We start from the raw sequence: 13,314 nt of genomic DNA, 5'->3' as shown, positions 1-13,314 counted from the left end.
ACCAGACTTGCACGGGCGGACAAAGCTCGCATTTCGATCAGTTACTCTGCGTGCGCTCCTTCTCGTCCGCGGCCCCGCCGGCCCCTACAAGCCCCTTGGAAACGCCGGAAAGCCGCGGCTCGAAGCGCTTCATCTCGCGCTGTCCGACCGTGGCGATGAGCCCGGGCAGGTAGCCGCGCATCCCCTGCATCCCGCGCAGCCACCACTGCGCGTACACGTGCGGGGAGCGCCGCTCGATGCCCGCGACGATCCGGTCGACGGCGGGACCGAGCGGGTAGGTGCGGTTCGACGGCCACGGCAGCCGCTGGCGCAGCTCCCGCATGACCTCGTCCTGGTCGGCTCCGCGCACCATGTCGGTGTCGGTCCAGGAGAGGTAGCCGACGCCGACCTTGACTCCCTTGTATCCGACCTCGGCGCGCAGGCAGTGGGCGAAGGCCTCGACGCCCGACTTGGACGCGCAGTAGGCGGTCATCATGGGCGCCGGGGTGATCGCGGCGAGCGAGGCGATCTGCAGGAAGTAGCCGCGGCTCTCCATCAGTACGGGGAGGAAGGCGCGGGCGGTGACGGCCCCGCCGATGAGGTTGACCTCGATCACCCGCCGCCAGGCGTCGGGGTCCGAGTCGGCGAACGGCCCGCCGGCGGCCACGCCCGCGTTGGCGACGACGATGTCGACCTTGCCGAAGCGCTGCTTGACCTCCTGCGCGACGCGGGCCATGGCCTCGTGGTCGGTGACGTCGGCGTACCAGTGGTCGCTGTCGGTGTGCAGCCGCCCGGAGACCTCCTTGAGGGCCTCCGGCTCCAGACCGACGAGGGCGATGCGCGCACCCCGGGCGGAGAGCTTGCGGGCGAGCAGCTCGCCGACCCCGCGAGCGGCGCCGGTGACGACGGCGACCTGGCCTTCCAGACTCCTGCGAGCACTCACGGCGTCTTCTCCTTCTCGGTGGTGTCGAGATACAGCTCGGTCAGCTCCCGCAGGGCCCGGGTGACGGCCTCGGGCGCCTCGACCGGGGTCATGTGTCCCATGCCGGCGAGCTCGGTGAGGCCCACGCAGTTCGGCAGCGCGGCGGCGAGCCCGCGGGCGTGCACGATCGGGGTGAGCCGGTCCGCGGTGCCGCCGATGACGGCGGTGGGCACGGTGAGGCGGGCCACCTCGGCGTCGAGGTCCAGCCCGGACAGCACCTGGGACCAGGCGTGGCGCACCCCGGTGGGGCAGGCGTGGACGATACGGGCGCACGCCTCGACCTTGTCGGGTGCGGAGCCGGGGCCCATCGTCGCGTACTTCAGGATCTTCCTGGCGACGGGCGTGACCGGCCCGAGAGGGGCGCGGGACCCCAGGACCGCGCCGGTGATACGGGTCCGGGCGCGCCCGGCGCGCCCCGGCAGCACCTGCGCCTCCGCGACCAGCCGGGAGCTGCCCGTGCTGCACAGCAGGGCGGCCGCGGCGTGCTCGGCGAACTCGGGCCGGCCGGCCGCCGCCATGATCGTCATACCGCCCATGGAGTGCCCGGCGACCACCGCCCGCTCGCCGGGGGCGAGGGTGGCGCCGAGCACCGCCACGAGGTCGTCGGCGAGCGCGGTGGTGCTGTGCGCCCGGGCGGCGGGGCTGCGCCCGTGGCCGCGCTGGTCGTAGGCGATGACCCGGTGGGTGGCGGCCAGGGCCCGTACCTGCGCGGCCCAGAACGCGGTGGAACAGGTCCATCCGTGCGCCAGCACCACGGCCGGCGCCCCCTCGTCCCCGTGCACCTCGACGTGCAGGCGGGCCCCGTCGGCGGAGTCGGCGACGAGCTCGCGCCGCGCGGTGGGCGGCGCGTAGGGCCCGGAGACGACATGCGTCAACCGGCTCACGCGGCCCCCTCCGCATCAAGTTCAGCCCCGCCGGCGTTTGAGGCGCTGGGGGCACCCCCAGCGGTAGCTGGGGGAGGGTCCTGGGGCAGGGCCCCCGGCAGCGGCGCCGCACCGGCCCCCACGGCGCCTCCTCGGGAGCGACGCGGCTTCGGCGCGGCGGCAGCCGCAACCGCGGCCGGGACCCGCTCGCGCTCCCGCACCCGTACGACCTCGTACTCCGCCAGATCGACGGTCCGCGTCTCCCGGCGGAACTCACCCGTCGTCCCCGGCCAGACCGTCGTGTTGCGGCCCTGCGCGTCCAGGTACCAGCTGGTGCAGCCGCCGGTGTTCCACACCGTCCGCTCCATGCGGGCCTGCACCTGCCGGTTCCACTGGATCACGGCGGACGGCCGGGCGCCGAGCGCGACCTTCCCGCCCAGGCCGCTTCCACCGAGGAGGGCGAGCTGCCGCAGGTAATCGGCCATGTAGGTGAGCTGCGACTCGATCATCAGGATCATCGAGCTGTTCCCGAGTCCGGTGTTCGGGCCGATGATCGTCATCCAGTTGGGGAAGCCGGCCGCGGTGGCCCCGCGCAGCGCCTGCATCCCGTCCTTCCAGGCGTCCGCGAGGGTCTGGCCGTCCGCGCCGACCACCCGGTCGGCGATCGGCATGTCCGTGACGTGGAAGCCGGTGCCGAAGATGATCGCGTCGACCTCGGTCTCGGTCCCGTCGGCGGCGACCAGCACCGAGCCGCGGATCTCCTTCAGCCCGGAGGCGACCAGGTCCACATCGGGCCGGGCCAGGGCCGGGTAGTACTCGCTGGAGAGCAGGATCCGCTTGCAGCCGATCCGGTAGGACGGCGTCAGCTTGGCGCGCAGCGCCGGGTCCTTGATCGAGCGGGCCATGTTGGCCTTGGCCAGCGACTCGATCAGCCCGAGCTGGTTCGGCCGCTTGGTGAAGGCGCTGACCTGGAGCTCCCGGATCCCCCACAGCAGCCCTCGGCGGGCCGCCCGGGTGAAGGGCAGCTGGCGGTGGAGCCAGCGCTCGACGGCGGTGATGGCCCGGTCGGTGCGGGGCATGACCCACGGCGGGGTCCGCTGGAAGAGGGTGAGGTGCTCCACCTGGGGGGCGATGGCGGGCACGATCTGGATGGCGGAGGCGCCGGTGCCGATCATGGCGACGCGCTTGCCGCGCAGGTCGTAGTCGTGGTCCCAGCGGGCGGAGTGGAAGACCTTGCCGGGGAACTCGGCGAGTCCGGGGATCTCCGGCATCTTCGGGTCGGAGAGCGGCCCGGTCGCCGAGACGACGACGTCGGCGGTGAGGTCCCCGGCGGAGGTCTCGATCTCCCAGTGCAGCTCGTCGGCGTCCCAGCGCGCCATCCGGACCTCGGAGTTCAGCCGGATGTGGCGGCGCAGCCCGAAGGTGTCGGCGACGTGCTCCAGGTAGGAGCGGATGGCCGGCTGGCCGGAGAAGGTGCGCGGCCAGTCCGGGTTGGGCGCGAAGGAGAAGGAGTACAGGTGCGAGGGGACGTCGCACGCGCAGCCGGGATAGCTGTTGTCGCGCCAGGTGCCGCCGACCGAGTCGGCCCGTTCCAGGACGACGAAGTCCGTGATCCCCTCGCGCCGCAGGCGTACGGCCGCGCCGAGCCCGCCGAAGCCCGACCCGATCACCGCCACCCGTACGTGCTCGCGTCCGCGCTCGTCCTTGCCGCCCATGCCCGCCGCCTTCCGCCTCATCCGCAGATACCATCGGAACACTGCCAGCAATCACTGGCACAATCGGGAGGGTAGAGCAGCCCCGTACTCATGGGTAGGGGTCACGCCGGGAAAGTTACTGTCGGTACGCCATAAGGTGCGCCTGTGGCGAAGGATGAGACGGAAGCGAAGACGGAAGCGAAGACGGTGCGCGAGTACCGCACGGAGGAGCTGGCCGAGGCGGCCGGCATCCCGGTCCGCACCCTGCGCTTCTACCGCGAGCGCAAACTGCTGCCACCGCCGCGCCGCGAGGGGCGGATCGCCTGGTACGACGACCACCACCTGGCCCGGCTGCGCACCATCGCGGCCCTGCTGGAGCGCGGGCACACCCTAGGGGGCATCGCCGAGCTGACGGCCGCCTTCGAGAGCGGCCGCGACGTGAGCCAGCTCGGTGAGCTGCTCGGCATCGGCTGGTCGGAAGAGACCCCGGTCCGGCTCACCCCGGAGGCGCTGGCCGACTACTTCGAGGGCGAGGTCACCCCGGAGAACCTGGCGGCCTCCCTCGACCTGGGCTACCTCGCCGTGGACGGCGACGCGATCGTGCACGTCAGCCGGCGGCTGCTGGACGTCTCCTCTGCGCTGGTCCGCGAGGGCGTCCCGCTGGCGGCGGTCCTGGAGACGGGGCGCCGCGTCCGCGAGCACGCGGACGCGATGGCGCTCCTGTTCACCGAGCTGATATCGACCCACATCTCGCCCTCGCAGGACGCCCTCACCCGGCTGCGTCCGCTGGCGAAGAGCGTGGTCGAGGCCGAGCTGACGATGGCGATGGACCGCTTGCTGGCCTCCGCCGCCGGTCAGGAACCGAGCTCGTAGACCACGGTCACGGGCGCGTGGTCCGACCAGCGCTCGGGGTGCGTCTCGGCCCGCTCCACGAACGCCTTGACGGCCTTCGCGGCCAGCCCGGGCGTCGCCACCTGGAGGTCGATCCGCCAGCCGGCGTCGTTGTCGAAGGCGCGGCCGCGGTACGACCACCAGGAGTACGGGCCCTCGGTGTCCGGGTGCAGCTCGCGCACCACGTCCACGTACCCGGCTTCGGCGTACACCTTCCCGAGCCACTCCCGCTCCTCGGGCAGGAAGCCGGCGTTCTTCCGGTTCGTCTTCCAGTTCTTGAGGTCGGCTTCCCGGTGGCAGATGTTCCAGTCACCGCAGACCACGACCTCGCGCCCGTCGGCGGCGGCCCGCACCTTCAGCGCGGCGAGGTAGGTCAGGAACTCGCCCATGAACCGGTACTTCTCGTCCTGCTTCTCCGTCCCGGCCTCGCCCGAGGGCAGGTAGAGGCTGGCCACGGTCACACCGGGGAGGTCGATCTCCAGGTACCGCCCGGCGGTGTCGAATTCCTCACTGCCGAATCCGACCTGCACCCGTTCGGGCGCACGCCGCGTGTAGAGCGCGACGCCGGCCCGCCCCTTGGCGGCGGCCGGCGCGAACACGGTGTGCCAGCCGGCGGGGGCCCGGACCTCGTCCGGAATCTGCGCTTCCTCGGCCCGCACCTCCTGCAGGCAGACCACGTCGGCGTCGGATCCCTCGAGCCACGCCCCGAAGCCCTTCTTGGCGGCGGCGCGGATCCCATTCACATTCACGGACGTCACAGTGATCAAAACAAGCTCCCCACATCGCACAAAACGGGAGCAGCCTACCCGCCGGACCTTCGGCCGGGCGTTCCCGTCTCACGGCGGGCACGCGGGCCGGGTGGGGCGGTTCCGTACGATATTCAGATGCCTCACCGGATACAGCTCCGCACCGTGCCGTACGACCACCCGGACGCGGCCGAACTCAACGACCAGGTCCAGCTCGAATACCGGGTGCGGTACGACGGTGAGGGCGACGTGACCTTCCTGGACCCGGCGATGTTCGCCCCGCCGCAGGGCCTGTACCTCCTGGCGTACGACGCCACGGGCGCCCCGGTGGCGAGCGGCGGCTGGCGCATCCAGGACGAGAACGACCAGGGCTACTCGGACGGCGACGCCGAACTCAAGCGCATGTACGTCGTCCCGGAGGCCCGCGGCCTGGGTCTGGCCCGCCGCATCCTGGCCGCCCTGGAAGCCGACGCCCGCGCGTCGGGCCGTCTCCGCATGGTCCTCGAAACGGGCGACCAGCAGCCGGAGGCGATAGCCCTCTACCTCTCCTCGGGCTACACGATGTCCCGGAAATTCGGCCACTACCGCTTCCACGACTCCAGCCGCTGCATGACGAAGCCTCTGCACTAAGCCAGCCCCGCCGCACCAATCCAGCCCCGCCGGCGTTTGAGGGGTGGGGGTCCCCCCGGACGGAGTCCGGGGGAGGGTCCGGGGCGGAGCCCCGGCAGCCGGCGCGCAGGCGACCTACCGCGGGAGCCAGACGGCGGCGTCCGCGCCCCAGCGGGACGGCCCGACCGCCCACTCCCCGAAGGGACTGGCGGCGTGCCGCAACACCCCGTACCCCGACACCGTCTCCCGCAGCCACGGCTCCGCCGCGTACCCCCCGGCAGCAGCGGGAGGGGCGGGCGACAGATCCCGCACCAGCCACGACGCCGTCCCCGCGAGGGAGAACCGCAGCCGCCACCCGCCCCCACCCGCCAGCGCCCTCAGCACACCGGCCGCCACCAGGTACCCCGTCCCGTGGTCCAGCGCCTGCGCGGGCAGCACCCCGGGCACGTCCCCGTCCCCCGCACAGCGCGCAGCGATCCCGTACCCGGCCTGCACCAGCGAGTCGAACCCCCGCCGCGCAGCCCACGGCCCGCGCCACCCCCACGCGCACAGTTCGGCCACGACCAGCCCCGGCCGCCGCTCCAGCAGATCCGCCGGGTCGAGCCCGAAGCGCCGCAGCGCCCCGGGCCGGTACCCCGTCACCACCACGTCGGCCCCGGCGAGCAGTCCCTCGAAGACCGCCCGGTCCCCCGGCGCCGCCAGGTCCAGCCGCGCCGACCGCTTCCCGAAGCCGGTGTCCGCGTACGCGTCGTCCGCCTCGGGCAGTCCCGGTGAGTCGATCCGCAGGACGTCCGCCCCGAGCAGCCCGAGCGTCCGCGTCGCGACGGGCCCGGCGATGACCCGGGTCAGGTCCAGCACCCGCACCCCCGTGGCGGGTCGACCTGCCGGGGCCGGGCCGAGCTTCCGTCCCCGCGCGCCGGTCCGGCGTACGGACTCCACCAGCGGCTGCGGCTCTCCGTACTCCCGCGCCACGGCGACGGCGAGTCCGCCCTCCCCGTAGGCGAGTTCCTGCACCTCTACGGCCGTCCGCCCCGCCACCGCGGCGCGCAGCGCCTGCGGCGTCGCGGTCGGCAGGCCCAGCGCCCGCACCAACGCGGCCTCGTGGTGCGGGTAGTTGGCGTGCGTACGGACCCATCCGTCGGCCGTCCGCCAGAAGCCCGACAGCGGGGCGAAGACCACCGGCGCGCGGCCTTCCACGCGCAGGTGCCGTTCGCTGACGAAGGCCGTCGCCACCGCGCCCTCGTCCACCACGAGGGGAGACGCGTCCCCCGTCGCGCCCGCGCCCCGCACCGCGGCGAGCTCTCCCGCCGCCAGTCCGCAGACGCTTACAGTGGCTCGCGCCAACTCCCGCACCGGCAGCGGACCTTCTTCGAGGTTCCCGGTTCCGGAGAAGCGGACGCGACGGACGAGTTCCGGTGCTCCTCCGAGAGCCGCCCAGGCTTGCGCCGTCCCACCGTCCCGTTCGTCACCGATCTCCATGAACCCATCATTTCCCACCTTTCCGACCTATGGCCCCGATGTGGTTCACCCGTGGAATTCATGCTCGCGCCAGGCGTTCCCGTAGTCAGCGGGGAACAGGCAGGATGATCACGCATTGCGCAAACCAGCAGGGTGGACATATGTGCACGGACACGGACACGAGGGATGCGGGCGCCACCACAGGGGCCGGTGGGGCCGGCGGAGCCGGCGGTGGCGAGATCTGCCCGGACGGTCTCCGGTACTACGCGGACCTCCTGTGCGAGCGGGTCCCTTCCGGCGACTGCCCTCCGTGCCTGCTCGGCCTGGGGCTCGTCCGGCGGCTGCCCGACGGCTCCCTCGCCCCCGTCCCGCCCCGGCTCGCCGCCGGCGCCCGCGTGGACCGCCTGGAACGGGCCATCGAGGAGAAGAGGAACGCCCTGGAGGCCGTCCGCTCCTCGATCTCCCGGGCCCAGGAGGTCTATCTGGACAGTTACGACGCACGGACGCCCATCCGGTCCGCACGGTGCGGGGTCCGGGCACCATCACCGCCACCCTCGCCGCGGCCGTCCGGTCCTGCCAGGACGAACTGCTCACCGCCCAGCCGGGCGGCGGCCGCCCGGAGAAGACGCTCCGCGAGGCGCTCCCCAGCGACCTCGCCGCCCTCGGCCGCGGCGTGCGCCAGCGCACGGTCTACGAGCACACCGTCCGCTCCCACCAGCCGACCCTGGCCTACGCGGAGCAGATCGCGCAGGCGGGCGGCGAGGTCCGCACCCTGGACGAGGTGTTCGACCGGCTGATCATCTGCGACCGCAGGATCGCCTTCGTCCCCGACCCGGGCGCGGAGCGCAGCCAGGTCGCCCTGGCCATCGAGCATCCCGGGGTCGTCCGCTACCTCGCCGGCATCTTCGACCACACCTGGAAGCGCGCCGCGCCGCTGCGGGACGCCCCCGGCGGCAGGCTGCCGGCCGAGCTCACCGACGACGTCCGCCGTACGGTCCTGCGCCACATGGTCAACGGCCACACCGACGAGGCGATCGCCGCGCGGCTCGGCATGAGCCCGCGCAGCGTCTCCAACCACATGCGCTGGGCGGCCGAACTGTTCGGCAGCCGCAGCCGCGCGCAGCTCGCGTACCTCATCGCCCGGAGCGGCTTCCTCGACGAGCGCCCGTCAACGGGCCGGTGAGGAAGGGGGCAATACCGTGTCATCGGCACCGCTGCCGAGACCCGCCGCGAAGTGAGCGTGCTGAGCCTCGGCACGATGACCTTCGGCACCACCGTCGACGAGGCCACCGCGTACGCGATCCTCGACCGCTTCGCCGAAGCGGGCGGCACCTTCATCGACACCTCCGACAACTACGCGTTCTGGGTCAACGGCACCCGGGGCGGCGAGAGCGAGGAGCTGATCGGACGCTGGCTGCGCAGCCGCGGCATCGGCGACGAGATCACCGTCGCCACCAAGCTCGGCGCCCGCCCCAACCAGCCCACCACCGGCTTCAGCCTCGACGTGGAGGGCCTGTCCGCCAAGGTCATCCGGGAGTCGGCGGAGCGCAGCCGGGAGCGGCTCGGCATCGAGCGCATCCACCTGCTGTACGCGCACATCATGGACGAGAACACGCCGCCGGAGGAGACCGTGCGGGGCTTCGCCGAGGTCGTCGCGGACGGCACGGCGGGTCTGCTGGGCGCCAGCAACCACTGGGCCTGGGCGCGGTGGACCTGGACCTCACCCCGGAACAGCGCGCGAGGCTCGACTCGGTGAACTGACCCGGGCACGCGGAAGGGCCCGTCCGATCGTCGGATCGGACGGGCCCCTCGTCGTTCCGCGGGTCCGTCAGGAGGTGAAGTAGCCGTTCAGATCGGCGATCACATCGGCGGAACCGGTGTTGTTGTAGAAGGTCACCCGGCCGTCCACGACCGGGACGACCACCAGGTTGGAGACCGTCTGTCCGGCCGTGAAGTTGAGGTTCGACACGTTGGGACGCGGCACCCCGTGCGGCTGGACGATCAGGTGGCCGTCCTGCGTCGGACCGGTGACGGTGACGTTGAGGACCACCGCGGTGACCCCGGTCAGCGGCACGCCCTCGACGCCGGCGATCTGCAGGCTGACGACACCGCCCTGGCCGACGGAGCCGGCGCGGGCGCCCAGACCGTAGCGGGTGTCCAGCAGCCGCACCGGCGAACCGGCCGAGAAGGTCGACCCGGTGGCCGAGTAGTACCCGGTGACGTCCGCGATCAGGTCGACGGAGCCCGAGTTGTTGCGCAGGTCCACCTTCCCGTTCACGACCGGCACCGTCACCAGGTTCGGGACGACCTGCCCGGCGGTGAAGTTGAGGTTCGACACTCCCGGCGCCGCCTGCCCGTTCGGGTAGACGGTGACGTGGCCGGCGTCGGTCGGACCGACGGCGGTCACGTTCATGACGACCGCGGTCACCCCGCTCGCGGGGACGCCCTTCACACCGGCCACCTGAAGCGTCACGACCCCACCGGGACCGACGCGCTCCTTCTTCGCCCCGGTGCCGTCACGCGTGTCCAGGAACCGGGTGGGCGTGATCGGCGTCAGCGCGGAACCGGTGGCCGCCTTGTCGGTGTAGTACCCGGTGACGTCCGCGATCAGGTCGACCGAACCGGCGTTGTTGCGCAGGTCCACCTTCCCGTTGACGACCGGAACGGTCACCAGGTTGGGCACGATCTGCCCCGCCGAGAAGTTGAGGTTCGACACCGCGGGCTTCGGCTGCCCGTTCGGGTAGACCATCACGTGCCCGGCCTCGGTCGGACCGACGGCGGTCACGTTCATGACGACCGCGGTCACCCCGCTCGCGGGGACGCCCTTCACACCGGCCACCTGAAGCGTCACGACCCCACCGGGACCGACGCGCTCCTTCTTCGCCCCGGTGCCGTCACGCGTGTCCAGGAACCGCGAGGGAGCGATCGGCACGAACCGGCTCTTCGAGAGCGCCGCCGCGGCCGTCACCGTGTACGCCTTCGGCAGGTAGCCGGGGGAAGGCACTCCGGGAGTGGACACGTAGCCGTCGCGCACGACGTCGTAGGTGCCCGGCGCCAGCCCGTTGGTGTCGACCAGCACGTCGAGCGCGGTGCCGTCGGCGTTCACGGAGAGCACCTTCATGACCGGCTTCGGGTCGCCACCCGTGTCACTGCGCACCAGGTGGAGCTTGGTGTCCAGGGTGAGCCCCGTACCGCGCACGACGGCGTGGGTCCGCGTACCGGCGGCGCCCGTCGCCGGGCTGATGGACGTGGGCAGGGCCCCCGGCTGCGGGAAGGTGCACTCGGAGTCGCACAGTCCCTGCAGGCTGTACTCCACGGGCGTGGCGCTGCGGCCGGCGCTCATCAGGAGTACGGCCTGGCCGGCTTCGGCGTTGCCGAGGGTCAGGCACCGGGCGCCGAACACGCCCGAGAACTGGGTGCACTGGAACTCGACGCTCGTACTCGTCCACTGAGCCGCACCGTGCAGGTTCAGGGACGGGTGCTCACTGGTGGTCGTGCTGCTGCTTCCGGCGACCTTGAAGGCCTGACCGGGCTTCACCTCGACCACGGCGCAGTAGCCCGTCGAGGACTCGGAGAGCACTCCGCTCCGCGCCGGGAAGCCGTTGACCGAGATGGGGTTGGCCTTGCACTCCGGCGCCCATCCGGCTGCCGTGCCGACCTTCCAGGTGTCCACGTTGGTGTGGATCGGCTTGTCCTTGAAGCCGGAGGCGAGCACGATCACGACGTACGACGTCGACCCGGTGACCCGGCAGGAGAGGCCCCACTGACGGCAGGCGAACTTCCCGCTGGAATCGACCGCCATCAGCATGGTGGACGGTCCGTACCGCGGGTCCTCGAGGGTCCGCGAACTCAGCCAGAACTTGTCCGTGGCGGCGCCGGTGACCCGGATGCAGCGGGCGTCCAGGGCCGAGGTCAGGTCGAAGGGGGTCGACTGGCCGGTGACCGTCGTCGAGGCGGGCGTGGCGCACTTCGCGGTCGGCGAGATGTCACGGCGGACCACCTTGTAGGTGTCCGTTCCCCAGCCGGTGAAGACGACCATCGCGGTGTACGGCACACCGGCGCTGAGAGCGCAGGTGGTGGTCGAACCGCCGACGGTCGAGCACACCGTGGTGCCCGCGGGGTCGACCACCTGGATCGAGCCGTTCACCTTGTTCTGCTCGTTGGTGTAGTCGAGCATCTCGGCCGTGGAGTGCTTGTCCGCCGGCAGGCTCAGGCACTGCTGCCGAGCCTCCCCACCGAGCGGGACCTCGGCACCCCAGGAGCCGTCGAAACCGGTCTGCGGCCAGGCGGCGCAGCCCGCGGCGTCACCGGTCCGGTGGATCACCAGCCGGAACGCCTGGGACTCCGCGCCGCTCAGCACCGCACGGAACGGGGCGGTGCCGGTCAGCTTGCAGACGTAGTACGAGTAGCCGTCCTCCTCGCACTGCTTGGCACCGGCGGCGTCGTAGACCGTGACAGCGGCGCTGGTGCCCTCGGCGGGCGGCCGGTTGAGCAGGTACAGGCCCTGACCACTGGCGGTCGGCAGGGTCAGGCAGAGCTGCTGCCCGGGTCCGCCGAAGGTGCCGGTGGCCGGACCGGCCACCAGGCCGTTGTCGTGCGTCGCGGTGCAGCCGCGGGTCTCCTTGGCGGAGTGGAACGCCATGCCGAACGCGCCGGCGTCGGTGCTCCGGGGGTCGACGGCCCAGGTGTGGTCACCGGGGGTCAGCTCGCAAGCGCCCTGTCCGCAGGCGGTGATCGCGCTGCCCTGGGCGTCGAACACCGCGCCGTACGGAACGCTTCCGGAGGCGACCGGAGCGAACGTGTGGTGCGCGGCCTGCGACACCCGCAGGGTGCGGCAGCGGGCCGTGGAGCTAAGGTCCGGGGCGGCCCCGAACGCCTGCGGTTCCACGACCGCGCAGCCCTCGGGCTTGGAGAGCCGTGCCACGGTGAGGTCGTAGTTCTCGGCGGTACCGGAGCCCTGGAGCACCGACATCCGGAACGGCGCGGTACCGGTGAGCTTGCAGTCGAGGGTCTCGCCACGGTGGCTCTCCGTGCTGCAGACCATCTTGCCGGTGGCGTCGTAGACGTCCTGACCCACCCGGTACGTGGACGCGTAGCTGCGCAGCACGTCGTTGGCGGCCAGGTCCAGGGTGTAGCAGTCGCCCGCCGAACCGGCGGCCGGCGAGCCGTGGAACACGGTCGGGGCGCCGAGCTTGCGGTCGGCGGCGCCGACCGCCTTGCAGGCGGTGGAGGAGAGCAGCGGGACGTACGACACGGAGATGGCGTTCTCCGCACCGTAGGAGTCCGTGACCTCCAGCTTGTACGTGCCGGCCGTGCCCGTGGCGCATCGCTGCGCCGCACCGGCACTGCCGGCACCGAGGACGCTCTCACAGGTGACCGTGGTGCCGTCCGGGGCCACCAGCTTGTAGTTGGCCCAACGCTGGGTGACGACCTGGTACAGGACGACGTCCTTCTGCTGCGGCAGTGCGAGCGCGAAGGAGGCGGTCTTGTACGGGTCGACCGTGCAGGTGACGGTCGTGTGCGGCGCGAGGCCCGCCGGGCAGGCCTCGGCGGCGTCGCTCTTCCCCAGCGCACGCACGGCGGCCTCGTGGTCGGCCTTCGGGTCCGCCTTCGGCGGAGCCTTGGGCCCGGCCGGCGCGGCGGGCCCCGCCTGCGGCGAGGCGGTGGCCTCGGGCGGCACCGCCGCCGCGAAGGCGGATCCGGTCTGGCCGGTGAAGGCGGTCAGGACGGCGAGCAGCAACGCCCCCGAGACGACACCCGCGCGGGCGCCCCTCCCCCGTCCGTCCCGCGGTCTTCTGCCGATCGGCAGCAATCTCATGAACCCCCCAGTCAAAGCGGCCCCACCCCGGTGACCATCACGGGAGTTACGGGCAGGCGGAGTTTATCCGCCGGTGACTGCCGGGACGCAGGGGTTTACCCACCGGTACGGTCACACCGGAAACCAGAAGATCACGACTGTCAGCGGGTCCCCCCACGGCTCTGCCGCGCCGAACTGTCGCCGGGTCACGCCCCGTCGGACCGGGGTTCCCAGGGGGATGGATCGGCCCCACCAGAAGTCCGTTTGTGGGCACGGGGGATGCGGCCCCACCTCG

General features: G+C 72.4%; 9 protein-coding genes and 1 pseudogene. 4 read left to right on the top strand and 6 right to left on the bottom strand.

Annotation, left to right across the window (positions count from 1 at the left end):
* Window positions 1–37: 37 nt before the first annotated feature.
* The 3 genes from RIU97_RS24305 to RIU97_RS24295 are packed head-to-tail and all read right to left on the bottom strand — an operon-like array spanning window position 38 to window position 3,560.
* Window positions 38–922, bottom strand: a complete 885-nt coding sequence (locus RIU97_RS24305) for an SDR family oxidoreductase (protein ID WP_404959695.1) — start codon at window positions 920–922, stop codon at window positions 38–40.
* On the bottom strand, window positions 919–1,845 hold the full coding sequence (locus tag RIU97_RS24300; RefSeq protein ID WP_404959694.1) for an alpha/beta fold hydrolase: 927 nt from the start codon (window positions 1,843–1,845) through the stop codon (window positions 919–921). Before RIU97_RS24300 ends, RIU97_RS24305 begins: the two co-directional genes overlap by 4 nt.
* The gene (locus RIU97_RS24295) at window positions 1,842–3,560 is read right to left on the bottom strand and encodes a flavin-containing monooxygenase (protein ID WP_404959693.1); all 1,719 of its coding nucleotides are present in this window, start codon (window positions 3,558–3,560) and stop codon (window positions 1,842–1,844) included. Before RIU97_RS24295 ends, RIU97_RS24300 begins: the two co-directional genes overlap by 4 nt.
* 123 nt (window positions 3,561–3,683) lie before the next feature.
* Between RIU97_RS24295 and RIU97_RS24290 the strand changes: the two genes are divergently transcribed.
* On the top strand, window positions 3,684–4,391 hold the full coding sequence (locus RIU97_RS24290) for a MerR family transcriptional regulator (RefSeq protein WP_404959692.1): 708 nt from the start codon (window positions 3,684–3,686) through the stop codon (window positions 4,389–4,391).
* Here RIU97_RS24290 and RIU97_RS24285 read toward each other — a convergent pair.
* A complete protein-coding gene (locus RIU97_RS24285) occupies window positions 4,373–5,176 on the bottom strand; it encodes an exodeoxyribonuclease III (protein WP_404959691.1) in 804 nt (267 codons plus the stop codon). The two genes, RIU97_RS24290 and RIU97_RS24285, sit on opposite strands and share 19 nt — an antisense overlap.
* Before the next feature lie 117 nt (window positions 5,177–5,293).
* Here RIU97_RS24285 and RIU97_RS24280 point away from each other — a divergent pair, with 117 nt between their 5' ends.
* Entirely contained in the window at window positions 5,294–5,785 is a 492-nt protein-coding gene (locus RIU97_RS24280) for a GNAT family N-acetyltransferase (RefSeq protein ID WP_404959690.1), read from the top strand.
* Between the two features lie 114 nt (window positions 5,786–5,899).
* Here the strand turns inward: RIU97_RS24280 and RIU97_RS24275 are convergent, their stop codons facing one another.
* Window positions 5,900–7,243: a CoA transferase gene (locus RIU97_RS24275; protein ID WP_404959689.1), complete on the bottom strand. Its 1,344-nt coding sequence runs from the start codon at window positions 7,241–7,243 to the stop codon at window positions 5,900–5,902.
* A gap of 502 nt (window positions 7,244–7,745) precedes the next feature.
* Here RIU97_RS24275 and RIU97_RS24270 point away from each other — a divergent pair.
* Window positions 7,746–8,405 carry a LuxR C-terminal-related transcriptional regulator gene (locus tag RIU97_RS24270; RefSeq protein ID WP_404959688.1) on the top strand — a complete coding sequence of 220 codons (660 nt, stop codon included), beginning with the start codon at window positions 7,746–7,748 and terminating at the stop codon, window positions 8,403–8,405.
* A gap of 21 nt (window positions 8,406–8,426) precedes the next feature.
* Window positions 8,427–8,924: pseudogene (locus RIU97_RS24265) on the top strand (aldo/keto reductase); the annotation flags it as partial.
* A gap of 126 nt (window positions 8,925–9,050) precedes the next feature.
* Here RIU97_RS24265 and RIU97_RS24260 read toward each other — a convergent pair.
* Window positions 9,051–13,040 (bottom strand): hypothetical protein, encoded by a 3,990-nt coding sequence (locus RIU97_RS24260; RefSeq protein WP_404959687.1) that lies wholly within the window; start codon window positions 13,038–13,040, stop codon window positions 9,051–9,053.
* Window positions 13,041–13,314 lie beyond the last annotated feature (274 nt).

The organism is Streptomyces sp. 147326, from assembly GCF_045000215.1.
Lineage (GTDB): Bacteria > Actinomycetota > Actinomycetes > Streptomycetales > Streptomycetaceae > Streptomyces.
The sequence above is the reverse complement of the archived record's forward strand: the minus strand, read 5'-3'. Positions and strand labels throughout refer to the sequence as shown.